The sequence below is a fragment of the Pseudomonas sp. S9 genome (assembly GCF_000222125.1).
GTDB lineage: Bacteria > Pseudomonadota > Gammaproteobacteria > Pseudomonadales > Pseudomonadaceae > Aquipseudomonas > Aquipseudomonas segetis.
Window position 1 is genome coordinate 37,646 of the sequence record NZ_AFFX01000002.1, and the last position, 26,308, is coordinate 63,953.

Annotated in this window: 23 protein-coding genes, 1 tRNA gene and 1 riboswitch; of the genes, 3 read left to right on the top strand and 21 right to left on the bottom strand. The window is 58.5% G+C overall.

The window, feature by feature from the left end; all coding sequences use genetic code 11:
- The first annotated feature begins 40 nt into the window (after positions 1–40).
- On the top strand, positions 41–1,057 hold the full coding sequence (locus PSES9_RS0103910) for an AraC family transcriptional regulator (RefSeq protein WP_010484351.1): 1,017 nt from the start codon (positions 41–43) through the stop codon (positions 1,055–1,057).
- A gap of 75 nt (positions 1,058–1,132) precedes the next feature.
- Here PSES9_RS0103910 and PSES9_RS0103915 read toward each other — a convergent pair.
- The 17 genes from PSES9_RS0103915 to PSES9_RS0104005 all read right to left on the bottom strand — a co-directional run bounded on the left by PSES9_RS0103915 (position 1,133) and on the right by PSES9_RS0104005 (position 20,340).
- Positions 1,133–1,206: transfer RNA gene (locus tag PSES9_RS0103915), tRNA-Gly, on the bottom strand.
- Positions 1,207–1,374: 168 nt separating this feature from the next.
- Entirely contained in the window at positions 1,375–2,250 is an 876-nt protein-coding gene (locus PSES9_RS0103920; protein ID WP_010484352.1) for an alpha/beta fold hydrolase, read from the bottom strand.
- A 398-nt stretch (positions 2,251–2,648) separates the two neighbouring features.
- A complete protein-coding gene (locus PSES9_RS0103925; RefSeq protein ID WP_010484353.1) occupies positions 2,649–3,341 on the bottom strand; it encodes a pseudouridine synthase in 693 nt (230 codons plus the stop codon).
- 4 nt (positions 3,342–3,345) lie between these two features.
- Positions 3,346–3,576 carry a cysteine-rich CWC family protein gene (locus tag PSES9_RS0103930; protein WP_010484354.1) on the bottom strand — a complete coding sequence of 77 codons (231 nt, stop codon included), beginning with the start codon at positions 3,574–3,576 and terminating at the stop codon, positions 3,346–3,348.
- A 135-nt stretch (positions 3,577–3,711) separates the two neighbouring features.
- Positions 3,712–5,514 carry an allophanate hydrolase gene (gene atzF / locus PSES9_RS0103940; protein ID WP_010484355.1) on the bottom strand — a complete coding sequence of 601 codons (1,803 nt, stop codon included), beginning with the start codon at positions 5,512–5,514 and terminating at the stop codon, positions 3,712–3,714.
- Between the two features lie 82 nt (positions 5,515–5,596).
- The gene (uca, locus tag PSES9_RS0103945; protein ID WP_010484356.1) at positions 5,597–9,220 is read right to left on the bottom strand and encodes an urea carboxylase; all 3,624 of its coding nucleotides are present in this window, start codon (positions 9,218–9,220) and stop codon (positions 5,597–5,599) included.
- A 198-nt stretch (positions 9,221–9,418) separates the two neighbouring features.
- Positions 9,419–10,069, bottom strand: coding sequence for an urea amidolyase associated protein UAAP2 (locus tag PSES9_RS0103955; RefSeq protein WP_010484357.1), 651 nt, complete (start codon positions 10,067–10,069; stop codon positions 9,419–9,421).
- Positions 10,070–10,079: 10 nt separating this feature from the next.
- Positions 10,080–10,808: an urea amidolyase associated protein UAAP1 gene (locus PSES9_RS0103960; RefSeq protein WP_010484358.1), complete on the bottom strand. Its 729-nt coding sequence runs from the start codon at positions 10,806–10,808 to the stop codon at positions 10,080–10,082.
- Positions 10,809–10,818: 10 nt separating this feature from the next.
- Complete coding sequence (locus PSES9_RS0103965; protein ID WP_010484359.1) at positions 10,819–11,628, bottom strand: ABC transporter ATP-binding protein; 810 nt, start codon at positions 11,626–11,628, stop codon at positions 10,819–10,821.
- Entirely contained in the window at positions 11,625–12,440 is an 816-nt protein-coding gene (locus PSES9_RS0103970; protein ID WP_010484360.1) for an ABC transporter permease, read from the bottom strand. Before PSES9_RS0103970 ends, PSES9_RS0103965 begins: the two co-directional genes overlap by 4 nt.
- Before the next feature lie 70 nt (positions 12,441–12,510).
- Positions 12,511–13,578, bottom strand: a complete 1,068-nt coding sequence (locus PSES9_RS0103975) for a putative urea ABC transporter substrate-binding protein (protein WP_010484362.1) — start codon at positions 13,576–13,578, stop codon at positions 12,511–12,513.
- A 63-nt stretch (positions 13,579–13,641) separates the two neighbouring features.
- Positions 13,642–13,747: riboswitch (guanidine-I (ykkC/yxkD leader) on the bottom strand.
- Between the two features lie 194 nt (positions 13,748–13,941).
- A complete protein-coding gene (locus PSES9_RS0103980; protein ID WP_010484365.1) occupies positions 13,942–14,580 on the bottom strand; it encodes a potassium channel family protein in 639 nt (212 codons plus the stop codon).
- 106 nt (positions 14,581–14,686) lie between these two features.
- Positions 14,687–15,571: a 3-hydroxyisobutyrate dehydrogenase gene (mmsB, locus tag PSES9_RS0103985; RefSeq protein ID WP_010484367.1), complete on the bottom strand. Its 885-nt coding sequence runs from the start codon at positions 15,569–15,571 to the stop codon at positions 14,687–14,689.
- A 31-nt stretch (positions 15,572–15,602) separates the two neighbouring features.
- Complete coding sequence (locus tag PSES9_RS0103990; RefSeq protein WP_010484369.1) at positions 15,603–16,706, bottom strand: enoyl-CoA hydratase/isomerase family protein; 1,104 nt, start codon at positions 16,704–16,706, stop codon at positions 15,603–15,605.
- Positions 16,707–16,754: 48 nt separating this feature from the next.
- On the bottom strand, positions 16,755–17,573 hold the full coding sequence (locus PSES9_RS0103995) for an enoyl-CoA hydratase (protein ID WP_010484371.1): 819 nt from the start codon (positions 17,571–17,573) through the stop codon (positions 16,755–16,757).
- Positions 17,574–17,603: 30 nt separating this feature from the next.
- Complete coding sequence (locus tag PSES9_RS0104000) at positions 17,604–18,767, bottom strand: acyl-CoA dehydrogenase family protein (RefSeq protein WP_010484373.1); 1,164 nt, start codon at positions 18,765–18,767, stop codon at positions 17,604–17,606.
- A gap of 79 nt (positions 18,768–18,846) precedes the next feature.
- Positions 18,847–20,340: a CoA-acylating methylmalonate-semialdehyde dehydrogenase gene (locus tag PSES9_RS0104005; RefSeq protein ID WP_010484375.1), complete on the bottom strand. Its 1,494-nt coding sequence runs from the start codon at positions 20,338–20,340 to the stop codon at positions 18,847–18,849.
- A 174-nt stretch (positions 20,341–20,514) separates the two neighbouring features.
- Between PSES9_RS0104005 and PSES9_RS0104010 the strand changes: the two genes are divergently transcribed.
- Positions 20,515–21,396 carry an AraC family transcriptional regulator gene (locus PSES9_RS0104010; protein WP_010484377.1) on the top strand — a complete coding sequence of 294 codons (882 nt, stop codon included), beginning with the start codon at positions 20,515–20,517 and terminating at the stop codon, positions 21,394–21,396.
- A 10-nt stretch (positions 21,397–21,406) separates the two neighbouring features.
- On the opposite strand, the gene PSES9_RS0104015 is transcribed toward PSES9_RS0104010, so the two are convergent.
- Positions 21,407–21,865, bottom strand: a complete 459-nt coding sequence (locus tag PSES9_RS0104015; RefSeq protein WP_010484379.1) for a PaaI family thioesterase — start codon at positions 21,863–21,865, stop codon at positions 21,407–21,409.
- A 177-nt stretch (positions 21,866–22,042) separates the two neighbouring features.
- Here PSES9_RS0104015 and ung point away from each other — a divergent pair, with 177 nt between their 5' ends.
- On the top strand, positions 22,043–22,750 hold the full coding sequence (ung, locus tag PSES9_RS0104025) for a uracil-DNA glycosylase (protein WP_010484381.1): 708 nt from the start codon (positions 22,043–22,045) through the stop codon (positions 22,748–22,750).
- 14 nt (positions 22,751–22,764) lie between these two features.
- Here ung and PSES9_RS0104030 read toward each other — a convergent pair whose 3' ends face one another.
- The 3 genes from PSES9_RS0104030 to PSES9_RS0104040 all read right to left on the bottom strand — a co-directional run bounded on the left by PSES9_RS0104030 (position 22,765) and on the right by PSES9_RS0104040 (position 26,308).
- Positions 22,765–23,625 (bottom strand): DUF6279 family lipoprotein, encoded by an 861-nt coding sequence (locus tag PSES9_RS0104030; protein WP_036988073.1) that lies wholly within the window; start codon positions 23,623–23,625, stop codon positions 22,765–22,767.
- Between the two features lie 153 nt (positions 23,626–23,778).
- A complete protein-coding gene (locus PSES9_RS0104035) occupies positions 23,779–24,810 on the bottom strand; it encodes an AbrB family transcriptional regulator (RefSeq protein ID WP_010484385.1) in 1,032 nt (343 codons plus the stop codon).
- Positions 24,803–26,308 carry a tripartite tricarboxylate transporter permease gene (locus tag PSES9_RS0104040; RefSeq protein WP_010484387.1) on the bottom strand — a complete coding sequence of 502 codons (1,506 nt, stop codon included), beginning with the start codon at positions 26,306–26,308 and terminating at the stop codon, positions 24,803–24,805. The genes PSES9_RS0104035 and PSES9_RS0104040 overlap by 8 nt, the downstream gene beginning before the upstream one ends.

Here is a 26,308-nt window from a genome sequence, read left to right on the forward strand (position 1 = left end):
ATGCAGGCTTTGGCAGCGACGCGACACAAGGATCTAGCTGATGGACTGGCGCCAGAACCGCCCGCTCACTGGCGTGCGCTATCTATTGGAAACCGCCCAGGCCGTTGGCGTGGACATCCAGGCTTGCCTGATCGGTAGCGCCATCAGCAGTGCAGCGCTGCAACAACGTAATGCCCAGATCGAGGCCTGGCAGGAGCTGGCGGTAATCCGCAACCTGATCGAGCATGCCGGTCGGCCTGGGCTGGGCTTTATCGCCGGGCAGCGTTACCACTTGACCTCGCTGGGGCTGCTGGGCTTCACCATGCTTGCCAGCCGCAGCCTCGACGAGGCATTTGCCACCTTCAGTCGCTTCCAGTTGTTGGCATTGACCCTGTGTCCGGCGCACACCGAGCCTGATCGGCGAGGGATGTGGCTGTTGTTCGATGCCAGTGTATTGCCGCAGGATGCCCGAGCCTTCGTTATCGAGCGGGGACTGTCTGCCTGCCTGGGCGTGGCTGGCGAACTGCTGCAACGGCCGATTGAGCCTCTGGCGGTAGAGATGATGAGCCGCGCACCCACGGACCTGAGTGCCTTGCAGCGCGACTTTCCTTACCCGCTGCGTTTTGATGCCAGGCGCAATGGCATCCTGTTTTCCCATGCGGACCTGAAGTTCAAGCTGCCACAGGCCCACATCAGCGCCCATAGCGAAGGTGAGCAGCTGTGCGAGCGTCTGTGCCTGGAAATTTCCCATAGCCTGGCCAGGGCCATGACCGCACGGTTGGTACAGCAGGTGTTGATTCGTGATTCGGCCAGCTTGCTCAGCAGTCGCACAGTGGCCGAGCGACTTGGCTTGTCCGAGCGTACCCTGCATCGGCGTTTGGCGAGTGAGGGGCATTCCTTCCAGCAGCTCAACGAGCAGATCAAGCAGCGTCTGGCCGAACGCCTGCTGAGCGACTCAGCGCTGGATCTCAACAGTATCGCCCAGCGTCTGGGATACGCCGAAGCCGCCAGTTTCTCGCGCGCCTTCAGCCGCTGGACAGGCTGCCCGCCCGGGCAGTGGAAGCGACAGGGGCAATAGTCGGGCGCCGGCCTCGAACCAACCCCCAGAAACAACAAGGCCCCGTTCGATGACGAGGCCTGATTGCGATGGATCTGGAGCGGGTAGAGGGAATCGAACCCTCATCTAAAGCTTGGGAAGCTTTCGTTCTACCACTAAACTATACCCGCTTGGCACGTCTTGTTTGCGACGTCCGCTTTTGCGGGTGACTTTGTACCAGATGTTCAGGGGAAATTGAAGCGCTAGGGATGGCTATTTCTCCGGTTCGCCGATGGACAGCCCCTGATAAAGCCGGAACATCACTTTTCAGGGGCCGCCTTGGTACTTGCTTTCATCGGTTAAACCGCGATGGCTTGTGGTTGGGCATGGTAGCGAATGTGGCGCTGTGTTGTGTGCTGCAGGAAGTTCAGCAGCAGGGTTTTGCTTTGCTGGCAGGCGCTCTTGTGTTCCATGTCGAGGAAGTGCCCGGCATCTTCGATGGTCGCGAACTGGCAGTCATCCAGATAGTCGGCGAATACGCGCACGTCTTGCCCGGTGGTGTATTCATCCTTCTCGCCATTGATGAACAGCAGCGGCACATTGATGCGCGCCAGGTATTCCATCTGGCAGTGAGCCTCCATGCGCACGACCTGGTTGATATGCGCGTGCATTTGCAGGTACTCGTGCTCGTCGAGCTGGCTGATATGGCGATAGTTGTAGCGCTTGAACAGCGAGGGCAGATGCTTGCCTATTGTGTCATTGACCAAGTGGCCGACACCGTCGCGATCAACTGCCTTGAGGTAGATCAGGCCTTTTTCCAGGTAGTCGAGCATTGGCTCGTTGAGCAGTGGCGAGAAGGAGCTGATCACCGCTTTCTCGATGCGCTCGGGACATTTGGCCAGCGCCAGCATCGCCGCGACGCCACCCCAGGAAAATGACATCAGGTAGCTGGCTTCGAAGTGTTCGATGAGCTCAAGCAATATGTTGGCCTCATCTTCCTTGCTGATCGGCTGATGGTTGCTGTTATGCGCCTTCGATTGCCCTGCATAGGGTTGATCGTAGAGCACCACATTGAACTGTGGTTGCAGGTACTTAACCGTTTGCGCGAATGAGGAGGTAGTCGCCAGGGAGCCGTTGACCAAGATGATGGTCTTGCGGGCCATTGGGTTGGCGTAGAACTCGGTGTGTACCTTGAACGTCCTGTGAACATCGACGACAGCGTTGATTGGCTTCATGTCGTTTCCTCTCGGCGCAATCCAAACCATGGCCTACGCATAGGCGTAAACCGAACTAGAGCAGGACAGTAGGTAAACGCCTGGACGTGACAAAGCGATGTCAGACGTGGATTTTATTGGATTATTTTTGATCAATCGGTAAGGGCTGAAATAGAGCAGCCGCCCCGCAGCCGGTCAGCTGTGGAGGGTGTCTTGTAACCAGGCAGGAACCCAATTTGCGCAGAGCGCAAGAAACCAAAAGAGCGCTTAGATGGTGTTTGTGACTGTCCAGTCACTTTTCACCTTGTGATTGGATTTAAGCAGTCGCCTGTGGTGCTGACAAGCATTTATTTGAGCGATTGCTTGCCGTTTATCGGTGGCGGATAAATCAGCACTGGTGAGTTTGTCGCAGAGTCTGGTTAGACGCTGGCAATTTCGTCTGCTGTCAGTGCGCGATACTGGCCGGGTGTGAGCCGCGGGTCGAGCGTTATGGCACCTATGCGCTCACGATGCAGGCCGGTGACTTTGTTCTGAAAGTGGCCGAACATGCGCTTGACCTGATGATAGCGGCCTTCATGCAACCACAGCCGCGCGTTGTAGGTGGCCAGGATCTCAAGCCTGGCGGGCAGGGTGGTGAGGTCTTCGAACTTGAAGTACATGCCGGCCGCAAAGCTGTCGATGTAGTGCGCTTCAATCGGCTGTTCAGTCGAGACCCAATAGACCTTGGGCTGCTTGCTGGTGGGTTGGGTCACGCGGCGCGACCATTGCCCGTCATTGGTTATCAACAACAGGCCACTGGTGTTGAGGTCGAGGCGACCGGCCAGGTGCAGTTCGTGCTTGTCCGGTTCATTGAGCAAGTCGATGACGGTCTGGTGCCCTGGGTGTTCAGTCGCGCTGACCACGCCGATCGGTTTGTTAAGCATGAAGTAGCGTGCTGGCCTGCCCGCCTGGACGATTTGATCATCCAGCTCAACCCGATTAAAAAACCTGATATCGCAGCGGGAGTCCCGGCAGCACAAGCCATCAACCCGCACCCGGCCACTGGCAATAAGCTGGCGCACGTCCTGGCGGTTCAGGCTCGGCAGGTTGCTGAGGATTCGGTCGAGACGCATTGGCTCACTTATGGGCGGTTTGGGGCGTTTTATTGTTGTTATCTGTGGCTGCGAGGCCTTTGGCGCAACGCGGACAAATACAGCGGCGGTCAATACCCGGCGGAATTTTTTCCAGCACTTCGGGCGGGATCTTTTCGGCAAAGCACCAGCAGCTTGCAACCGGCGATGGCACGCCAGCTTGCGCACACTGGTTGAGCTGACCGCACAAGGGGCAAGTGCTTGCGGAATTGTTCATGGCTAAATATCAATAACCAGTGAGTGACCAGGATGGCAGCAGTATAAAGCGCTTCAGCTGGTTGTAGCGCAAAACCGTTGGCTGACACTGCACTGCGCATGATGCTTGCAGGTCGATCATGCGCAGTGCCGCCGACTAGGCCTTGGCTTGCATATAGGCTCGCCAGCCACCCAGTTCGGTAATGTTCTGCGCGCCTTCGATACCCTGTGGCTCCCAGAAAAAGCCAACCTCCCAACGGCCATCCGCCAGCTGTACTTTTCCCAGGCCAAGGGGCGCAGGGATGCCGCAGAGAAAGGAACCCAGCTCGCTGCTCGGCAGTTCCCAGACTTCTACCTCGATTGCCGCGCCGCCCTCTGCTACACGTACCATGCCGGGACGATATGGCGGGCCGCCAGCCAGCGCATAAAGCTGATAGTCAGGCGAGCTGCGCGTTACCTCAAGCAGCCTTGCACCGCGATTGAGCAGTTGCCAGTTCAAGGGGAAGCCTTGCAAGTGCGCGCCGCACACCACAACACGGACCAGGTCATTGCCTGCCGGATTCACTGGCAGGCTGCAATCTGCAGGTCGATCACCACACAGCGGCAGCTTGTGCTGGTGCTGTAAGGCATTGGCGATGCTGAGCAGGTACTGATCAGTAAACACGCGGCCAAACAGGGTCACGCCCAAAGGAAAGCCGTTATTCATAAAACCTGCTGGAACGGCGACCGCCGCATAGTCGAGCATGTTCATGAAGTTTGTGTAGTAGCCAAGGTCCGAGTTGCGCGCGACCGGCTCGGCATGCAGTTCAGTCAGTGTCACCGGGCGCGGATACGCAGGCGTCAGGACGCAGTCAACACTGTCCATGATTGGCTGGCAGATCGCCTTGAGCGCCTGCAGGCGATACTGCGAGCGAAAGGCATCGACCGCCGTGGTGCCGGGCGCTTTGGCAAGCACGGCATGGATCACCGGCAAGACCGCCTCTGGTTGCGCTTCGATCAATTCACCGGCGACGCTGTAGCGTTCCGCCACCCAGGGCCCTTCATAGAGCAGGCGTGCCGCCTCCAGAAAGGGCGAGAAGTCTATCTCGACCGCTTCACCACCCAGCGCCTTGAGCCGCTCAATGGTGGCTGCAAACAGGGCTGGGCTTTCGCTGCAACCCAGGAACTCAAGCTGCCTGGGCACGCCAAAACGGAAGGGGCGAGGAGTACCGAAGGCATTGGCCGAGTTCCACATGGGGTTGGCGCGGCTGTATTCGTCGCGAGGGTCCAGCGCTGCGGTCAGGGCCAGTAGCTGGCTGGCTTCCGCTGCCGAGGCGGTGAAAAAGGTTACGCAATCCAGGGTGCGGCAGGCGGGTACCACTCCGGCTGTCGAGATCAGCCCTTTACTGGCTTTGAGGCCGACCAGGTTGTTCAGCGCGGCCGGAACGCGGCCTGATCCTGCAGTATCGGTGCCCAAGGCAAAGCTGGCGAAGCCCAGGGCGACAGCCAGTGATGAGCCTGCGCTGGAGCCGCCGGATGGATAATCCGGGTGTACGCTGTTACGGCATTCGCCGTAGGGTGAGCGTGTACCGTTGAGGCCGGTGGCAAATTGATCGAGATTGGTTTTGCCCATGGGCACTGCACCCAGGGCGATTAACTGCTCAACAATGGTGGCGCTTTGCGTTGGTGTATAGGCAAATGCCGGGCAAGCAGCAGTGGTCGGAATACCGGCTAAATCGATATTGTCCTTGATCGCAAAGGGCACGCCGTAGAGCGGCAACTCATCTGGCGAGCGGCTATCGAGCGCCGCCAGATAAGGTTCCTGTTCGGCCTCCGTCAGCAAATGGATAAACAGGTTGAATTCAGGGTTGAGCGCCACCGCTTGTTCGCGCAGAGCAGCGATGAGATGGCGCGGTGTCAGCCTTTGGTTTTTGTAGGCGCTACCCAAGGCGCTGAGGCGTAGGTCAAATTGATGTTTCATCGTCATAATTCCCATGCTGAGTGAGCCCGCCAGGGCCTGCTTGCAGGTCTTGACTGGCGGGCCGGGCGCAAATGATTAAGGGTTACTGTTCGAGCACCGCAACCCGCTGGCCTGCTCGAATCGCAGACCCCGGTTGTACGCTGATGCTCTTGATGATGCCGTCGTGCGGAGCGAGCAATGGGATCTCCATCTTCATCGATTCGAGAATCACCAGCACATCGCCAGCGTTGACGCGGCTGCCTTCGCTGACCTGAACCTGCCAAAGGTTGCCCGCAATATGACTTTCTATCGCATGTTGCCCGGCGCTCAAGGGTGTTTCTTCGAGCTGTTCTGGAATGGCCTCTTCGCTATCAAAATGGGCCTGGCCGCTGTCTATCCAGCGCTGACGCTCGGCGTCGAAGGCATTGCGTTGCTGACTGCGAAATGCAGCGATCCCGTCGGCTTCGCTGGCCAGGAATTGTTGGTAGTCAGCCAGTGACAACTGGCTGTGCTCGATGCTCAGATCGAAGCGCCCCAAGGGGAAGTCGCGACGAATTTTCAGCAGTTCCTCAGGGCTGACCGGATAGAAGCGGATTTGGTCGAAGAACCTCAGCAGCCAGGGTTTGCCCTGGAATGCAGCCACCTCGCGATAGCGATTCCACATCTGCAATGTGCGCCCGACAAATTGATACCCCCCCGGGCCTTCCATGCCATAGACGCACATGTAAGCCCCGCCGATGCCAACTGAGTTTTCTGCCGTCCAGGTGCGCGCCGGGTTGTACTTGGTGGTGACCAGGCGGTGGCGCGGGTCGAGCGGTGTGGCTACCGGCGCGCCGAGATAAACGTCGCCAAGGCCCATGACCAGATAGCTGGCTTCAAATACCGTGCGGTATACCTGGTCGAGATTTTCCAGATCATTGATGCGGCGGATGAACTCCAGGTTGCTTGGGCACCAGGGCGCATCCTTGCGTACTGTGGTCATGTATTTTTCGATTGCCAGTTGGCAGGCCGGGTCATCCCAGGACAATGGCAAATGGACAATCCGCGAAGGCACTGTCAGGTTTTGGCTGGCACAGACGGCGTCCCATTCACCGGCGACAATCGCCAGCAAGTCATCAAGGCTCAGCGTCTCGGGCTGATAGTGCACTTGCAGCGAACGAATGCCGGGCGTCAGGTCGATTACGCCCGCCAGTGCTTTGCTCTCCAGCGCCTGCATCAGGGCATGGGCGCGAAAGCGCAAGACCAGGTCCAGTTCCGGTGCGCCGATCTCCAACAGCAAGTGAGTGTCACCGGAAAGCCGTGCGACCAGTCGGGTATCGTCCTGGCCCAGGTCAAGCACAATTGGCGAGGCCAGTAAGACAGGGTTGGCCGGCGTCTCCCAGTTGCTCAAGGATGCGGCGTAGGTTTGCGCACTCAATGCGTCGAGCTCACTGAGGCGTGACTGTGCCAAGGCCCGGGCGCTGTTGATGTCGACAGCGGTGAAGCGGACCTTGTCGCCCGCCTTGAGCTGACCCAGTTGCCACAGGTCGGCTTCGATGATGGTCACCGGGCAAACAAAGCCCCCAAGGCTTGGGCCGTCGGGGCCGAGGATTACCGGCATGTCGCCTGTGAAGTCGACCGCACCTACGGCGTAGGGGTTGTCATGGATATTCGACGGATGCAAACCCGCTTCGCCGCCGCTGTCACGTACCCATTGCGGTTTCGGGCCGATCAGGCGTACGCCGGTGCGACTGGAGTTGAAGTGAACCTCCCAGGCGGTGTTGAAAAAGGTGTTGATGTAGTCTTCGCTGAAATATTCCGGTGCGCCATGGGGGCCATAAATCACCCGGAGTTCGCGCACGGCAGGGAGTTCGCAGCACAGCGCTGCTGGCAGGCGTTCGCCGTAGCTGGCTTGGGTCAGCTTGGCAATGTGCAAGACATCACCTGCACGTAATGCCCGGCCACCGTGGCCGCCGAACTGGCCGAGGGTGAAGGTACTTTTGCTGCCCAGGTAATCGGGTACATCAATGCCGCCGCGCACGCACAGGTAGCTGCGCGCGCCACTGCCCTGGATGCTGCCAATGCTCAAGACGTTGCCAGCATTGATTTTTATGGCCGTGTGCAGCGGCTGGTCAACACCGTCGAGTTGCAAGTCGATGGCCGCGCCGGTCACGGCAATCACCGCGTCCGTGTTAAAACGCAGGCTTGGCCCACTCATGGTGATTTCCAATGATGACGCACCGGGGGAATTACCCAGCAGACGGTTACCCAGCCGCAGCGCACGATCATCCATTGGCCCTGATGGCGGGACACCAACCGCCCAGTAGCCAAGTCGGCCGGGATAGTCCTGCACGCTGGTTTGGGTGCCTGCACTGAGCACCTCAATGGTCTCGGCTTGATAGCGCAAACCCTCAAGGCAGCGGGTCCAGGGCTGGCCATCGACAAAGGGGCCGTAGCCGAGGATCTGGCGCAGATAGTCGCGGTTGTTCTCAACCCCATACAGCGTGGTTTGGCCCAGTGCATCCGCTAGCGCGCTGCGTGCGGACTCACGTTCAGGTGCCCAGCAAATCAGCTTGGCGATCATCGGGTCGAAATAGGCGGGGATTTCACAGCCTGCTTCAACCCAGGTGTCGATACGCAGGGCCTTGCCATCAGGCTCGGGAAAACCAACCGTTGTCAGCAAACCGGGGCTCGGCTGAAAGTCGCGGCCCGGGTCCTCGGCATAAACACGCGCCTGGATGGCATGGCCGCTGGGCTTGAGCTGCCTTTGCAGTTGTGCCAGCGGCGCCAGTTCACCAGCGGCTAGTTCGATCATCCAGCTGACCAGGTCTACACCCCAGACCTGCTCGGTGACGCCGTGCTCGACTTGTAGACGGGTGTTGACTTCGAGAAAGTAAAAGCGCTCGGCCTTGCTGTCGTAGACAAACTCCACTGTGCCGGCACTGCGGTAATTGATTGCCTTGGCCAGCTTGATCGCTGCCGCGCACAGTTCCAGGTCCATGCCGCTTGGCAGGTTGGGCGCAGGGGTTTCCTCGATGACTTTCTGGTTGCGCCGTTGCACCGAGCAATCGCGCACGCCAAAGGCGAGCACTTCACCAAGGCCGTCACCGAATATTTGCACTTCAAGGTGGCGTGCATGCTCGATGTATTTTTCGATAAACACGCCACTATCGCTGAAATTGTTCTGGCCCAGGCGTTTGACGGTTTCAAAGGCATCCGCAAGTTCCTCGGCATCACGGCAAACGCGCATGCCAATGCCACCGCCGCCGGCTGTACTTTTAAGCATCACCGGGTAACCGACGCTTGCCCCTGCGCCCAGCGCTGCTTCGATATTTTCCAGTAGCCCAGTGCCTTCAAGCATTGGCACGCCTTGCGCTTTGGCCAGGGCGCGGGCGGTATGTTTAAGACCAAAGATCCGCAGTTGTTCAGGCGTTGGTCCGACAAAGGCGATACCGGCTGCCTCGCAGGCTTCAGCAAATGCGGCGTTTTCAGAGAGAAAACCATAGCCTGGGTGAATCGCAGTGGCCCCGGACTCGCGGGCAATCGCCAGGACTTTCTGGACGTGCAAATAGGTGTCGGCGGCGGGGCCATCGCCCAGGCTGAATGCCTCGTCGGCTTGTTGGATATGCAGGCTGGCGGCGTCGGCTTCGGCGTACAGCGCAACGCCTTGGCAACCAAGGCTGCGCAAGGTGCGCAGGATGCGGCAGGCAATGGCGCCACGGTTGGCAATTAATACTTTGTTGAACATCTTGCGTCCCTCGAAAGGGCAGCGGGTCGTCCCGCTGTGAGTGATCTGCGCCACGGTCGTCCGCGGCTGAATGTTGGATGTGGCTCTATTCGGCGCGCTGTTGCGGCTTTGTCGGCGATGGCTTTTCAGGCGGCTGCAAGCACTGGCCTGAACGGCTTTGACACAGGCTGAACAGCCACTGGCGCAGCCGTGCGTTGATCAGTCCCATATCAATACCTCGGCAGGTGTCGGGTTGTAGGCGTTACAGGGGTTGTTGAGCTGCGGGCAGTTGGAAATCAGTACGATGATGTCCATCTCGGCGCGTAACTCGACATATTTTCCGGCTGCGGAAATACCGTCTTCAAAGGTCAAGCCACCTTGCGGCGTGACCGGCACGTTCATGAAGAAGTTGATGTTGGCGCTGATGTCGGCTTTATTCAGGCGCCCATCGTGCAGGCTCGCGCGCAGGAAGTTGTCGCGGCAGCTGTGCATGTAGCGCTTGTCCAGGGCGTAGCGCACGGTGTTGCTTTCTTGTGCACAAGCGCCTCCGAGGGTGTCGTGGCTGCCACAGGTGTCAGCGGTGATGGTCAGCATTGGCTGACCGAGGTTGGAGTACAGCACGGTGCCGGTGGTCAGGTAGACGCGGTTCTGTTTGCGCAGTGTGCGTTGCACGTCATAGCGCTCGCGCGGATTACGCGCGCTATAGAACAAGGTATCGACTGCCTGATTGCCTTCAAGGTCGAGCAAACGCAAGGTTTGTCCGGCTTTGACTTCGGTCATGAAGGGTTCGCCAGCGCCAATCCGGGCACGGAAGACGGCGGCCTCTGGATGATTGTTGCTGTGTATCAGGCTGTTTGGCTGCTCAGACATGGGCCGCTCCTCAGATATAAAGGCGTTCAGTGTTATGGAAGGCGCGTGCGTTTTCTTCGCGCGAGGTGCGGCAGAGCACGCTGATACCGTCGCTTTCGACCTTGTGCCAGCTCAGTTTTAGCGGTTTTGGGGCATAGTTCGGGTTGGGGTCCATCGGGTGTTGCAGCGCGGTGAGTACCACCAGGCTGTCCATCGGTGCATAGAGTTCGATGTAGTCGCCGGCTTGCGAGTTGTCCGGCTCGAATTGGAAGCAGCCATCGTGGTCGACACTGACCCGGCTGAACAGGTTGAGGCACATCAGCAGGTCTTGCAGGTTGAGATTCCACTTGCCCATCTCAACCAGCAAGTTATCCACGCCATTGCGATAGAAGCCGTTGCGCAAGGCTTGATAGCTGCCTTCGCCGTATTTCTCGGCCACTTCCCGGGCGTTGAGTACGCCGCCAAAACTGTCGTGCCAGCCGCAGGTGTCGGCGGTGATGGCGGCCAGCACCCGGCCCATGTCCGAATACAGGCAATGGCCGCTGGTGAGCTTGGCGGTGTGCTGGCCTTTGAGTGTATCGGGCAAGCTCAAGCGTTCGCTTTTCTCGTTGGCATTGAGCAGCATCATGCTGGCATTGGCGTTGCCTTCAAGGTCGGTGATCCGCAGCAGTTGGCCGCGCTTGAGGACAAAGGAGGTGTGGCCACCGCCGGGGACAAACTCTTCGTACAGGGTCGGGCGAAAGCTTAATGAGGCAGTCATCAAAAACTCCTTAGACAGCAGGTTGCAGGCTGGCGGCAACGTGCGCAGGTAGCTCATCGAACACTGCGCGGTTGGCGCGGCGCTGGGGGTTGAGCGGGATGTCGTAGGTAATGCGTGCACCAAAGGCATTAGGTGCGTGGGGATCAATGCGGGGCTTGTCGAACACCAGCAGGCGGGTGCCCAGGCTGAAGCCCTCGGCGAGGTCGTGGGTGACCATGAACACTGTGAGTTTGATCTCGTTCCATAACTCCAGCAGCAGGGCGTGCATATCTTTGCGAATGCCAGGGTCCAGCGCACCGAAGGGCTCATCAAGCAGCAACACCCGGGGCTTCATGATCAGGGCTTGGGCAATGGCCAGGCGCTGTTGCATGCCGCCAGAGAGTTGGCTTGGGTATTTGTCCAGCGCGTGACCCAAACCGACCTTGGTCAGCAACTCGGCAGCCTGTTCGCGTGCTTCACGTTTGGCATTGCCAAACAGTCGGCCGAGCAGGGGCGATTGCACTAACTCCAGGCCGATCGCCACGTTGTCCAGCACGCTGAGGTGGGCAAACACCGAATAACGTTGGAAGACCACGCCGCGACTGGCATCCGGCTCGCCCGCCAAGGGTTTGCCCGCAAGCAGGATTTGTCCTTTGCTCGGCCGCTCCTGACCGAGCAGCAAGCGCAGGAAGGTTGATTTGCCGCAGCCAGAGGCTCCGACCAGGGTGCAGAACTCGCCTTCGCTGATCGACAGGTTTAGCCGCTCAAGCACCACTTGGTCGGCGTATTGCTGCCAGACGTTGGTCACTTCAATAAAGTTGTTGTGCTGGGCCTGGGTCATGCCTTGGCTCCTTCGTACCATGGGAATGCCAGGCGTGCGATCTGGCGTAGCCCAAGGTCCATGAGCCAGGCTAGAAGGGTGATACAGATGACATAGGGCACTATCACATCCATGGCCAGGTAGCGACGTACCAGGAATATCCGGTAACCGAGCCCGTCGGTGCTGGCGATGGCTTCGGCTGCGATCAGGAACAGCCAGGCCGAGCCCAGTACCAGTCGCAGTGCAATCAGCAGGCGCGGCAGCAAATGGGGCAGGACCACACGCAGCATCAGGGTCCAGGTATTGGCGCCGAGGGTTTGCGCCTTGATCAGCAATTCAGTGGGAATTTCACGGGCACGTTGTTCAAGGTCGCGGGCCAGCACCGGGGTGATGCCAATGACGATCAGCATCACTTTGGACAGCTCGCCCAAGCCAAAGACGATGAACAGAATCGGCAGGATCGCCAGCGGGGGCACCATCGACAAAACCGTGAGCAAGGGTGATAAGGGGGCGCTGAGGAGTGGCAGGGTACCTGCAGCCATACCCAGGCACAGGCCAACCAGCGCAGCGATGCCAAGGCCCATGCCCAGGCGCTTCAGGCTCGATAAAATATCCTGCCAGAACAGGTAGTTGCCGCTGCGTTTGTCTTCGGTGAACGCCAGGCGATCTACCGCTGCCACCATCTGGGTGGCGCTGGGCAGCAACTTGTCGTTGGCGTTTTCCGCGAGGCGATTGGCCGATCCGACAAAGTAGGCGAACAGCAACAGTGCGAACGGTAGCAACACCAGCATCAATCGACCGGCTCTGTCTGGGTGGCGGTTGATTAAGCGCATTAAGTCATCCCGTATCAGGTGACGCCTCTGCGGCTCGGCAGATCAGTGGCCGAACCGCAGTTGCGATGGGTTACAGGCTGTTATCTGCCGCCATTTGCATATAGCTTGGGTCGAAACGCAGCTTGATATTGCTCTTGTCGCCGGTGCTCACGCCCTTGGCAAAGCTCATGCCGACCGCTTCGGCAGATTGCGCACCTTCACCGAGCAGGCCATGGTTGAACGAGAACTCGGCCACTTTGCTCATGGTTGCAGGCAGTTTCGGGCTGTTGGCGAAGGCCACCGCGTCGCTGGCGCTGTAGAACATTTTGGTGGCGGCAAGCTGTGATTCGTAACCGACCAGGTCGGTGCCTGAAGCCTTGGCCATGCTTTCGCGTGCGGCCTTGCCTTCAGGGCTGTCGGCGCTCATGGTGGCCATCACTTCATACCAGGCACCCGTGAGGGCCTTGCCGAAGTTGGGGTTGTCTTTCAAGGTGTCGCTGTTGACCACCATGAGATCGATGATTTCGCCCGGGATCTTGCTTGAGTCAAAGACCTTGGTGACGTTGGGCGTGGCCTCAATTTCGGCCAGCAGCGGGTTCCAGGTAGTGACAGCCTTTACGTCATCGGTCTGGAAGGCCGCGACCATATCGGCGTCTGAGGTGTTGACCACCTTGAGGTCTTTTTCGCTGAGGTCGGCGCGTTCAAGGCCGCGTGCCAGCAGGTAGTGTGAAACCGACAGCTCCACCAGGTTGACGGGCATGCCTTTGAGGTCAGCCAGGGTTTTGTTGGCGCCCTTGATCACCACGCCATCGTTGCCATTGGAGAAATCGCCGATGACCAGCGCGGTGGAATCAACGCCTCCGGCGGCAGGAATGGTGAGCGCATCCATGTTGGTCATGGTGCAGCCGTCAAACTGGCCGGCGGTATATTGGTTGATGGACTCGACGTAATCGTTGATTTGCACCACATCAATATTGATGTCGTATTTTTTCGCCCATTTATCGACGATGCCTTGTGCCTTGGCATATTCCCAAGGCATCCAGCCGGCATAGATGGTCCAGCACACACTGAAATTGTCTTTCTGGGCTGCGGGGGCGTTGATGCTGATCGCGACCGCTAAACCAGCAGCCAATAGGGAGAACAGACGGGGTGTACGCATGTGGAACCTCCAGTTCGAATTTGGGCGGGCAGGAGTTCGCGGCGGATCCTCAAATGAGGCGCGTTCTCCCGGGCTTTTATCCCGCCGTGTAACCTCACTGGAGGTCGCCAACTCTCGGACCAGCCACTCATCGAACCATCGATGAGCCGGAACCCTAGTCAGCCATTTGCAAATTGTCAGCCGCGTCCCCGCAACGTTTGGCGCTGGCGGGGTTGTCCTGCTTCAAGTTAGCTAAAGCGAACATCGTGCCAGTTGAGACGAGGCTTCTAGAATGTGGTGTTGCGCAATGAACCTTGTGTCAGGGGCTGCTTTTTGCATCGCAATGGTGCGTTTATGACTGCGAGTGCTGCGATGCGGGGCAAGCTAGTCCACTGGGTCGTTATCGCTCATCAGGGTCAATGTGCGGGCTACGGCCACGGCAATGAACATCACCCCGGCGAAGGCCTCCGCACCGGCCAGCAGGCGTGCCCCCGGGGCTAGTGCATGTATGTCGCCATAGCCCACGGTGGTCAGGGTAACCAGGCTGTAGTAGACAAAGTCATGCAGTTCAAGGGGGCCGTGTTCGCTCCAGAATGCATTGGGTACAAAGCTGTTGATGACGTGGAATGATGCGGCGAAGGCCAGTGCCAGTTGCAGGTACAGGGCGAGCAGGCCATAGAGCAGTTCCTGGGTGACCGGGCGCTGGTGAATGACTCGGTTGAACAGTGAAAAGCCCACCAGCATGTAAAAGGCGATCAAGCCAAAGCCATCACTGAGCGGGCCGGGCATGACGATGTACTTTTCCAGGAAAAACAAGCTCAGGTTCACTATGCCCAAAGCCAGCGCAATTCTCAGCAGTACGCCTTTGTGGCGCAGGGTGTTCATGGCGGATAACACCAATAGCGAAAAGGCCGTCCACTTCAAGGCAAGATTTGGCGCCGGCCAACCGCTGACGCTGGTGAGCAAGACGCTACTGGCAAACAACAGGCGAAATCGGTAGCGCAGCAAAAAAGCGTTGATCACTGAAAAATCCCTATGAAAGTCTGACTGAGCCAAATTAGTCATACAGTATATAAGGATATTTATGGACGAGCCCTGTTGGTCAAGTACAGCGCTCGTCCAATTGCACTTAATCGATAAACAGCTGCTGGATCACCGAGAAGTCCTGCTTGCCTTTGCCTTGCTTGAGCAGCATGCGGTAGAGCTGCAAGGCCAGGGCACCCATTGGCGCACTGTTGCCAAAGTGTTGCGCCGTTTCCTGAGCAAGGCCCAGGTCCTTGGTCATTAATTCAGCCATGAAGCCGCCACTGTAGCCTTTGCTGGCCGGAGCATTGGCCATGACGCCTGGCCAGGGATTGTATTTTTCCAGCGTCCAGTTCCCACCTGAACTCTGGCGCATGATCTCGGCCAGCGTTGCCGGGTCCAGGCCGTTGGCAACGCCCATTGCCATGGCTTCCGCTGTGGCGATCATCTGTACCGCCAAGACCTGGTTGTTGCACACCTTGGCCACTTGGCCGGCTCCGTCGGGGCCGGCATGGAAAATATTCTTGCCCATCAACTCGAAGATCGGTCGTGCCTGTTCAAGATGCTCGACTTTACCGCCAATCATGAATGTCAGCGTGCCCGCCGCCGCGCCCGCCGTGCCGCCAGAAACCGGCGCATCCAGCAGAGGGATATTTCGCTCAGCGGCAGCCTGGTGCACCTTGCGCGCAGACTCAGGGGCAATGGTGGAACACTCCAGCACCAGGGTGCCGGGTTGCAGGCTGCCAAACAGGCCCGACTCGCCCAGGTACAAGCTCTCGACGTGACGACTGGCGGGCAGCATGCTGACGACGATTTCTGCGCCCTGCACGGCGTCATGCGCGCTTTTGGCAGCTGTCGCACCTTCTCCGGCAAGCTCAGCAACGGATGCTTCAAGCAAGTCGAAGACGCGCAAGGCATGCCCTGCGCGGAGCAGGTTGCGGGCCATTGGCAGGCCCATATTACCCAGACCGATAAAGGCGATAGTTGTCATTGTTATTTTCCTTATCTGTTAAGTACAACTTCTACAGGTCGGCCAGCGGGTGGTCGCCTTGCCAGACCGGTTCAAAGTGCGCGGCGAGGGTTTCCGGGCTGATGCTGGCGATGTCCGGCCAGCGCCATTTGGGCGCTTGATCCTTGTCGATCAGGCGGGCACGTACGCCTTCAGGGAATTCCGGGTGACGACAGCAATTGAGGCTCATGGCGTACTCCATGCGAAACACCTCGGCCAGCGACAGGTGCCTGGCGCGGGCAATCTGCTCCCAGACCAGATACGCTGTCAGTGGGCAACCGCCCGCCAGGGTTTTGGCTGCGCGGGCCAGCAACTTGTCGTCATCGTTTTGCAGCGCGAGCAATGCGTTGTAGGCGCTGGGTAAGTCGGCCTGGTCGAGTAGCTGGTCAATGCGCGAGCGTCGCGGCAGCCACTGTGCCTCGGGCATTTCAGCAATGGCTTGTTGTTCAAGGGCTTTGAGCAGGCTGTGCAATTGGGTTTCAGGCTGGATTTGCCAGTTGAGCTGGATCAGGCCATCAAGCAATGCGTCCTGTTGGCTATCGAGCAAAAAGCGATCAGCCAGATCCAGGTCCAGGGCATCGCGCGCATTCATGCCGCTGGCGGTCAGGCCAAAGAACAAGCCAAGCGCCCCTGGCATTCTCGCCAGGAACCAGCTGCCGCCAACGTCGGGGTACAAGCCGATGTTGATTTCAGGCATGCCCAAGCGACTCGAAGGCGTAACGATTCGCGTGCTGGCGCCTTGCATCAGGCCCATGCCACCGCCCAGAACATGGCCATGGGCCCAGCAGATAAAGGGTTTGGGGAAGGTGTGGATGCGGTAGTCGAGGCGGTATTCATCGGCAAAAAAACGCCTTGCCAGTGGCGGTACCTGGTTGGGATGCGCGCGGCATTCCTCGACCAGTTGCACCACATCGCCACCGGCGCAAAAGGCTTTTGGACCATTGCCGCGCAGCATGACGCAGGCGATTTGCGGGTCATCTGCCCACGCGGCGAATTGGCTGTCGAGCGCTTCAATCATCGGCAGCGTCAGTGCATTCAGGCTCTTCTCTGCATCCAGGGTCGCCACCCCAATACTGACGCCGTGCAGGCTGGGAAACTCTTCAAAAATTACGTTCATCGGTTATCCATTGTGCTCATCAGGGCTGGATCAGTTTCCAGCCACGCCTTAACGGTTACGCCACTGCGGCTCGCGTTTCTCGAGAAATGCATTCACCCCTTCGCGGGTGTCATCGGCATTGAACAGGTCGACAAACCGCTCGCGTTCTTCTGGGAGCCAGCTATTTGGGTTGCGCTCGCGCGCGCCTTGCAACAGGGGCTTGATGGTGCGCACTGCAACCGGGCTCTGGCGGGCAACCTTGGAGGCCAGGAGCAGAGCGTGATTGCGCGCTTCACCGGCTTCGACCACTTGCTCGACCAGGCCAATGCGCAGCGCCGTATTGGCATCGACGCGCTCGCCGCAGAGAATCATGCGCTTGGCCCAACCTTCACCCACCAGCCAAGGCAATGCCTGGGTGCCGCCAGCGCAGGGCAGCAGGCCAACGGTTGCCTCCGGCAGTGCCATAAGGGCTTGCTGTTCGGCGATGCGAATGTCGCAGGCCAGCGCGCACTCAAGGCCGCCACCCATGGCAAAGCCGTTAATGGCGGCAATCGACACGCCACGAAAGTCACGCAAGGCTTCGAATGCCTGGCCAAACAAGCGGGCCATTTCACGGGCGCGGGCTTTGTCGCCATCGGCAAACAGCTTGAGGTCGGCGCCCGCAGAGAAGAACTTGCCGCCTTGGCCGGTGATCACCAGTGCATAGATGTCATCGTCGCGGTTAAGGTGTTCAACCAGTTGTTTCAGGCCAATCAGGGATTCGCGATCCCAGGTATTGGCGGGTGGATGGTTGATGGTGATCAGGGCGGTGTGAGCGTGCTTTTCGACCGTGAGCTTGTGGGTCAGGTCAAAGGCGCTTGGGTTGTAGGCTTCTATTGCGGTGGTCATGAAAACTCCTGATTAGGAACCTTGTTTGTCTTACAGCAGCCGATCCAGCATGCCATCTTGCTGCAAAAGCCGGCGGGCGATGATCAGGCGCATGATTTCATTGCTGCCTTCGAGTATCTGGTGCGCGCGGCTGTCGCGCACCCATCGCTCCAATGGATAGTCGTTTAGATAACCATAGCCGCCATGAATTTGCAGCGCTTCGTTACAGAGGGTGAAGCAGTGGTCGGTGGCAAAGCGCTTGGCCATTGCGCAGTAGAGGCTGGCTTCACTGTGCCGGGTATCCAGCTTGGCGGCGGCCATGCGCACCATTTGCCGGCTGGCGGTGAGGTCGGTGAGCATATCCGCCAATTTGAATTGCACCGATTGGAAATCGCTCAACTGCTGGCCAAATTGCTTGCGCTGTTCAACATAGCCCAGGGATTGTTCGAGCGCTGCCTGTGCGGCACCGAGCGAGCAACTGGCAATGTTGATACGCCCGCCATCGAGGCCTTTCATGGCATAGACAAATCCCTGGCCTTCGGGGCCGATGCGATTGCCTGCAGGAATGCGAACATTGGCAAAGGTGATGGTGCGAGTGGGTTGGGCGCACCAGCCCATTTTCAATTCATTGCGTCCGTAGGTGATGCCGTCGGTATCGGCCGGGACCAAAAAGCACGAAATGCCCTTGGCGCCTTCTGCACCGGTACGCGCCATGACGATAAGCACCTCGGTGGCACCGGCGCCGGAGATAAAGCACTTGCTGCCATCGAGTACATAGGAATCGCCGTCGAGCCTGGCGCGGGTGCGCAGATTGGCGGCATCGGAGCCAGCATCAGGCTCGGTCAAGCAATAGGATGCCAGCAACTCACCGCTGATCAACCCGGGGAGCCAGCGGTCCTTCAACGCCTGGTCGGCAAAGGAGGCGAGCATCCAGGCGGCCATGTTATGAATGCTGATAAACGCAGTGGTGGCCACGCATCCGGTTGCAAGCTGTTCGAATATCAGCGCCGATGACAGGCGCGACAGGCCAAGCCCGCCGTTGTCTTCATCAATATACAGGCCGAGAAAACCTTGCTCTGCCGCGCGGCGTATGACATCCAGTGGGAAGTGATGGTCACGATCCCAGTCTGCGGCATGGGGGGCCAGTTCCTTGCGCGCAAAAGCCTGTCCGCTATCGACCAGTAAACGCTGCCCGTCACTTAACTCAAAATCCATGCCTCGTCCCTTTCGCAGCCTCAAAACATGTGGTTAACGCGGGTGTATGTCCTGTCCAGGCTCAATCACCCGCTGCGAGTTATTTCAGTTGGATCGTCATGTTGTGGCTGGCTACTGAGTCTTCATCAAACCAGCGGCTGGTGACTGTCTTGGTCTCGGTGAAAAAGCGCACGCCCTGCTTACCATAAGCGTGCAGGTCGCCGTAGAACGAGCCTTTCCAACCGGTAAAGGAGAAAAACGGCAGCGGCACCGGTACCGGGACGTTGATCCCGACCTGACCCACCTCAACTTCATGCTGGTAACGTCGCGCCGCGCCGCCGGAGCGGGTGAAGATCGAGGTGCCATTGCCGTATGGACTGGCGTTGACCAGCTCAATGGCTTCCTCCAGCGTATCGACCTGCATGCACACCAGCACCGGGCCAAAGATTTCTTCACGGTACAGCGCCATCTTCTGGGTCACGCCGCTGAACAAGGTCGGCCCAACCCAGTTACCGTTGGGGTAGCCTTCAACCTGGCACTGCGAACCATCAAGCAAGCACTCGGCGCCTTCGGCCTTGCCTTCGGCGATCAGGCGCAGGACTCGTTGCTTGGCTTGCTGGTTGATCAGCGGGCCATAGGCAGCAGAGGCATCATTCCAGTAACCGGGCTTGAGCTCGGCCATTTGTGCACGCAACTCATCAATCCACTGTTTCGATTCGCCAACGAACACCGCCACGCTGATGGCCATGCAGCGCTGACCGGCGGCGCCGCAGCTGGCACCGACCAGGTTGCTCAAGACCTGATCCTTGTTGGCGTCAGGCATGATTACCATATGGTTTTTCGCTCCGGCGAAGGCTTGCACTCGCTTCAGGTGTGCGGTGCCTGTGCGATACACATGTTGGCCAACGGGTACTGAACCGACGAATGAGACGGCGCGTACATCTGGGTGGGTCAACAAGCTGTCGACCACTTCGCGGGCGCCATGCAGCACTTGCAGCACACCTTTGGGCGCCCCCGCTTCGATAAACAGCTCGGCCAGGCGGTTGGGCGTCAGTGGATCCTGCTCGGAAGGCTTGAGGATGAAGCTGTTGCCCGCGGCAATGGCCAGCGGAAACATCCACAACGGAATCATCGCCGGAAAATTGAAGGGAGTAATGCCGACACAAACGCCCAGCGGTTGGATCCAGCTGGAGGTGTCGATATCGCGGGCAACATTCTCGGCGGTTTCGCCCATCATCAGGCTGGATATATTGGCAGCTTTTTCGACCCCCTCGATCCCGCGCCAGACATCACCTTTGGCGTCGGCAAAGGTCTTGCCGGTTTCCTGGGCAAGAATTTCGGCAAGTTCGTCGTGATGTTCCTTGAGCAGATGCTGGTAACGCAACATGACCCGTGCGCGCTCTGGCACAGGCACTTCACGCCAGGTCAGGAAGGCTGCCTTGGCGCTGGCGATTGCGGTTTCGATTTCTTCAGCGGTGGCCTTTGGAGCAAGCGCCAGCACCTCCTGGGTTGCAGGGTCAGTGACTTCGATAAACTCACTGCTGCGGCTCTGCCGCCACTGGCCTTCGATCAACTGGGGAATTGTCTTGGACATTTTGCCTCCGCTGAAAACCTCAACCTTGTGCGTGATTTTTCAGCACGCCTGGTTGGGTCTGATTGTTATTTTCAGCTTGTTATAGCGCTTGTGCCGAGACTTGTGGATTGACGATCTTGTCAGGCAGATGGACTATCTTGGCCTTACGCATTCGCTAGCAATGGACAATAGCCAATGAGCAGCCAAGTCGAAACTTCCAGTTGGCCGTTGCCCGCCAATGGCTTGCGCTTTATCACACCACCGCGCCTGCGCCGGGTTATGGCCCGAAATACATTGACCCAAGGCTGTTATCCCCTGGCCTTGGGTTTCTATCCCAATGCGCTTAATCATCGTATGCAGCGCTCGGCGCCGGAGGACTATTTGTTGATCTACTGTCGCTCCGGGCAGGGCTGGCTTGAAACACCTGATGGACGATTGGATGTGGCTGGCGGTGATTTGCTACTTCTGCCCAAGGACCAGGCCCATGCCTATGGCGCCGACAATGCCAGGCCCTGGAGCATCTACTGGATTCATTTTGATGGCGAGTTGGTCGGTGACTTCTTGCGCCCACTGGGCAAGGGGCCGCTGTTGCGAATCGGTGTTCAACCCCGGCTGCTGGCCGAGCTCGATGCATTGCTCAACTTGCGCAAGCAGGGGTTGGGCCTGCGTCACTTTATCTATGCGGCGCATCAGCTTCAGGCATTGCTGGCTTCGCTAGCGGTGTTGCCGGCGCGGGTCAAGTTGAAGTCTGGCCGGGTGCTGGATGTCGATGCGGTGCAAGCGGTGATGCGCGCGCACCTGCATGGCAGCTTGAGTCTTGATGAGCTGGCTGCGCAGTTCAAGCTGTCCCGTTTTCACTTTGCCAAGACCTACCGGGCGCTGACCGGGCAAGCACCGATCGAGGATTTCATCCAACTGAAAATGGCTCACGCTTGCCGCCTGCTCGACGAGGGCGAACAGGGGATTCGCCAGGTCGCCGAGCAGCTTGGCTATGAGGATGTGTATTACTTCTCGCGCCTGTTTCGCAAAGTGGTCGGCATGGCGCCCAGTCATTACCGCGCGCTGCATCAGGGTTGACCTGTTCAGCCTAGACGCGGGCGATGGTGGCCAGTCCGGTGGCAACTATCTTCTGCTGGCCATCGCGTACGGCAAAAACATCTGCTCGCGTCACCACCTGGCGTTTCCCTGCCTTGATCACATCACTGCGGCAAATCAACTTCTCGCCTAGCGCCGGGGCGAGCATGTTGACCTTGTATTCGCTGGTCACCACATCACCCACCATTGAAGCCGCCGCCCAGGCGCAGGCACTGTCGATCATAAAACCTATCACAGCACCATGGACGTACCCGTGGTGCTGGCTCAGTTCCTTGCGTGGAACCACCTCCATTTCGATCGAACCGGCGCTGTAGTGGGTCAGGCTGAAACCGATGAGTTGGGCGAAAGGGGATTTCTCCAGCGCCTGCTCAAGCTGTTCACGGCTGATACGGGGTTCGGCAGGCGGGCCTGGCAGTTCTGATACGGCATCTATCTCGGTTGAGTTGTGCATGGGCGTATCCTCGGCGATGGATTTTCAGTGTTGGCCGCCTGGTGGCGGCAAACAAGCTGTATCCAAGGCTGTGATGCAGGCCAATCAATGGGTCTGTTACCATTTCGCCAGTTGGCGCAACCGCAGCAACCCTGGGCTGCGCCTTGTTTTTTATTCTTGATGAGCGTCAAGGCACCTATGAGCGCAAGTGATCGCATCAAACTTGAGGCTGGCTGGAAAGCAGCGTTGAGTAATGAGTTTGAACAGCCTTATATGAAGCAACTGGGTGAGTTTTTACGCGCCGAAAAAGCGGCAGGCAAAGAAATATACCCGCCGGGGTCGATGATCTTCAGTGCATTCAATTCGACGCCGCTGGATCAGGTCAAAGTGGTCATTATTGGTCAGGACCCCTACCATGGGCCGGGGCAGGCGCATGGCATGTGCTTCTCGGTGCAGCCAGGCGTCGCCACGCCGCCTTCCTTGGTCAACATCTATAAAGAACTCAAGCGCGACTTGAATATCGATATTGCTCAACACGGTTACCTTCAATCCTGGGCCGAGCAGGGCGTGTTGTTGCTCAACACCTCACTCACAGTGGAGCGTGCCAATGCAGGCTCCCACGCCAAGAAAGGCTGGCAGTTCTTTACCGACAAGGTGATTGAGACGGTTAGCAGCCATCAGCAGCACGTGGTGTTTATGCTGTGGGGCGCTCATGCGCAGAGCAAAGAGAAACTGATTGATAGCACCAAGCATCTGGTCTTGCGCTCCGTGCACCCTTCGCCCTTATCGGCCTATCGCGGTTTTATCGGCAATGGTCACTTCACCCGCGCCAATAAATTCCTTGAGCAGCACGGGTTGCAAGGGATCAACTGGAAGTTGCCGACAACGGTCCAGGCCCTGGGCTGAACCGGTGCGACAGGTTATGGCGCTGCAGGAATACAGACTTGCTGCGCCAGTTGCGCTTGCAACTTGTCCAGTCGCTTGCTGATCTGCTCATGTTGTTCCTCAGAGGCCTGACCAACCAGATCGCCAAGCAGAGCAGCCAGTGCCATTTGCGCCTTGGGGTTGGCCTGCTTGTAGTCTTTTGTGTAGAAGTCCTCGCGGGACTCAATCAAGGGCCGTAGCCGCGCCGCAAAGGCTTGTGTGTGACGGATCTTCAGCGCGCTGCGCAGTGCGCTTTGCCAGGCTTCGCGGTTTTCCAGCCAGATACGGTTCTGCTCGCCGAGGTCGGCGGACCAGCTGTCGATGCGTTTTATCTGTGATGCGCTCAACTGGCCAAACCAGGGTTCAAGGCGCTCCTGCATGCGTGTGCTGCGCTCAGTTATCTGGGTGGCAAGCGGCGGATCGAGAAACTCTTCCCGGTCTTCCTGGTTTTGCTCCTTCAGGAATGCATACAAATGGGTAACCTGCTGGTCGGAAAAGCCGCCAAGCAGTTGCGTGGCCGTTGGTGTGACCTGCCGGGCAATCCGCTTGAAGGCAGTGTCGACCTGATCGATCTGCGCACGTATGGCTTCGCTGCTGGGTGTGGATTGCTCAAGAAACAGCTGGTTTTGCTCAAGCCAACTGATGGCATTGGGTAATTCCGCGCTGCAGTGCCAGTTCAACAGAGTATGCAGCTGGGGTTCGAGCAGGTCCTTTTGCTCGGACGTGAGATTGAGGGCGTCATCAATCTTCCACATCAACCACCAGTCCATATGCTTGTACGAGAATCCGACCATGCTGCATGCGCATAGGGTAATGCAGAGCAACGTTGCGCCGGCCAGTGCTTTGAGTCGTATCATTTAACCTGCCTCTGTCTCGTACTGCCTCAGACACCATCTGACATCAAGCTTATGACAGCTTGTACAGACCGACTGTGTTCCTGACATCTTCAGTAAAAAAGAACCCGCACATAGGGCGGGTTAAACGTGGTCATTGTTGCGCTTGGAGCCTGTTCAAGTTTTTTGCCAAACCTTGAACAAGGGCTCAGCCAAGAACATCACCATGAACAAGCGCAACACTTGCAGCGCGGTCACCAAGGCCACCGACAGTTGTAAGGCCTCAGCGGTGAGGCAGAGTTCAGTAATACCGCCCGGCATCATCCCAAGCATCAACGAGGTTGGGTCTTGTCCGGCAATCAGGCCCAAGCCCTTGGCCAGCAATACAGCGGTGATCATCGCCAGCAAGGTGAACAGCAGGATGCGCAGCAAGAAGCCTGGAGCACTACGGAAAAAGGCGCGATCAAAGTGACAGCCCAGTGCACAGCCAATCAGCCATTGGCCGATTTGACCCATGCCTGGCGGCAGACCGATGTGCAAGTCAAAGGTGCAGGCCGCAATGGCGCAGGCAGTCAGTGGGCCTAGCATCCAGGGGTTGGGTTGCTTGAGCTTGCCCCAGATAAGCGCAAGTAGCGCACCAGCGGGCATCAGTATTGCGAGCCACACCCAATCAACGGGAGCTGGAGCAGGGCGCTCCATGGGCGGCAGGCTCCAGGTAAAAAGTGCCGGAACAATCAATACCACCAGCAACAGGCGCATGCTATGGGCTGCGGCAACGCGGGCGGTCTGGGCATTGTGCCGTTGGGCGAAATTAACCATCTCGCTGGCACCGCCCGGCATGCTGGAAAAAAATGCAGTGGCGCGATCAACCCCTGATCGGCGCAATACTGCAATGCCGATCACGCTCAGGAGCAAGGTGCCGAATGCACCAGCGAGGATGACTCCGAAATGATCATGCAGTTGGCCCATGACTTCACTGGTGAAGTGTAGGCCGATGGCGCTGGAGACTATCCATTGTCCGGCTTTGCGACCCGAAGGGACTTCGGTCACCAGCCAGCCACTGCAGCGGGCGATTATGACCGCTAGCAGTGAGCCAATGATCCAGGGCAAAGGCCAGCCGACAAGGCTGGCCAAATAACCACCGACCGCACCGATCAGTGGCGTCGCCCACCAGCTAGGCAGGCGTGCCAGGAAGGGCAGCTTAGGCATGTGCGATGCGTGCTTTACGCGCCCGCCACCAGCGCAAGCCCGGCAGCGATAGCATCAACACCACCAGCGCCCAGAGGATCAGCGTGATAGGGCTGGACCAGAGGATGCCCAGGTCGCCCGCCGAAATGGACAAGGCGCGGCGCAGGTTGTCTTCCATGAGTTCGCCCAGCACGAAGCCGAGAATCACCGCCGAGAGCGGGAAGTCGAGCTTGCGCAAGATGTAGCCGAACACACCGAGCAAAATCATCAGCACCAGGTCGAACGTGGTGCTGTGTACGGCGTATACACCGACCATGCTGATCACGGTGATTGCCGGTACCAGTACCCAGTTCGGCACGCTGAGCATGCGGGAGAACAGGCCAACCAGCGGGATGTTCATCACCAGCAGGATCACGTTGCCGATGAACAGCGAAGCAATCAGGCCCCAGACCACATCGGGCTGCTGTTCAAACAGCAATGGACCCGGCGTGATGTTGTACAGGGTCAGTGCGCCGATCATCACTGCCGTGGTGCCAGAACCTGGAACACCCAGGGTCAACATCGGGATCAGCGAGCCGCAAGCTGATGCGTTGTTGGCGGCTTCTGGCGCTGCCAGACCACGCAGGTCGCCTTCACCGAATTTGCCGCTGTTACCTGCCATGCGCTTTTCAGTCATGTAGGTCATGGCGCTGGCAATGGTTGCGCCGGCCCCAGGCAGGGTGCCGATGACAAAACCGGCGACCGCACTGCGCACCATGGTCCAGAAGGTGAAGCAGAACTCTTTGAAGTTGAACAACAGGCGGCCGCTGGCCTTGACCGCTTTTTGACCGTTGTGGGTCTTTTCCAGCATCAAGAGCACTTCACTGACGCTGAAGAACCCGATCACCACTATGACAAACTGGATGCCGTCCGAAAGACTGACGCTGCCGAAGGTAAAACGGTAGACACCCGTGGTCGAGTCCACTCCGACTGTGGCAAGCGCCAGGCCAATCAGCGCGGCCATCAGGGTTTTTACCGGTTTGTCGCCAACCATGCCGCCGAGGCAGGCAATGGCGAAAATCATCAGCACAAAGTATTCGGCAGGGCCAAATGCTACGGCCCACTTGGCCAATAGCGGGGCAAACAACACCACGCCGCAGGTGGCGATAATACTGCCGATGAACGAGCTGACCGCCGATAGCGACAGGGCAATGCCCGCTTTACCCTGACGCGCCAATAGATAGCCATCGAGGGTGGTCATTACCGCTGCAGCATCGCCCGGCACATTGAGCAGAATTGCCGAAATACGGCCGCCGTACTCACAGCCCAGATACACCGCCGCCAGCAGGATCAGAGCTGTTTCGGGAGGTAAGCCCAGGGCGAATGCCAAGGGCAGCAGCAGTGCTACACCGTTAATCGGGCCAAGGCCCGGCAGCAAGCCAACAACGGTGCCGACGAAAGCACCGAACAGCGCAGCCAACAGGTTTGCCGGGCGGGTGGCGACATCGAAGCCTTGCAACAAATAAGTTAGCGTTTCCAT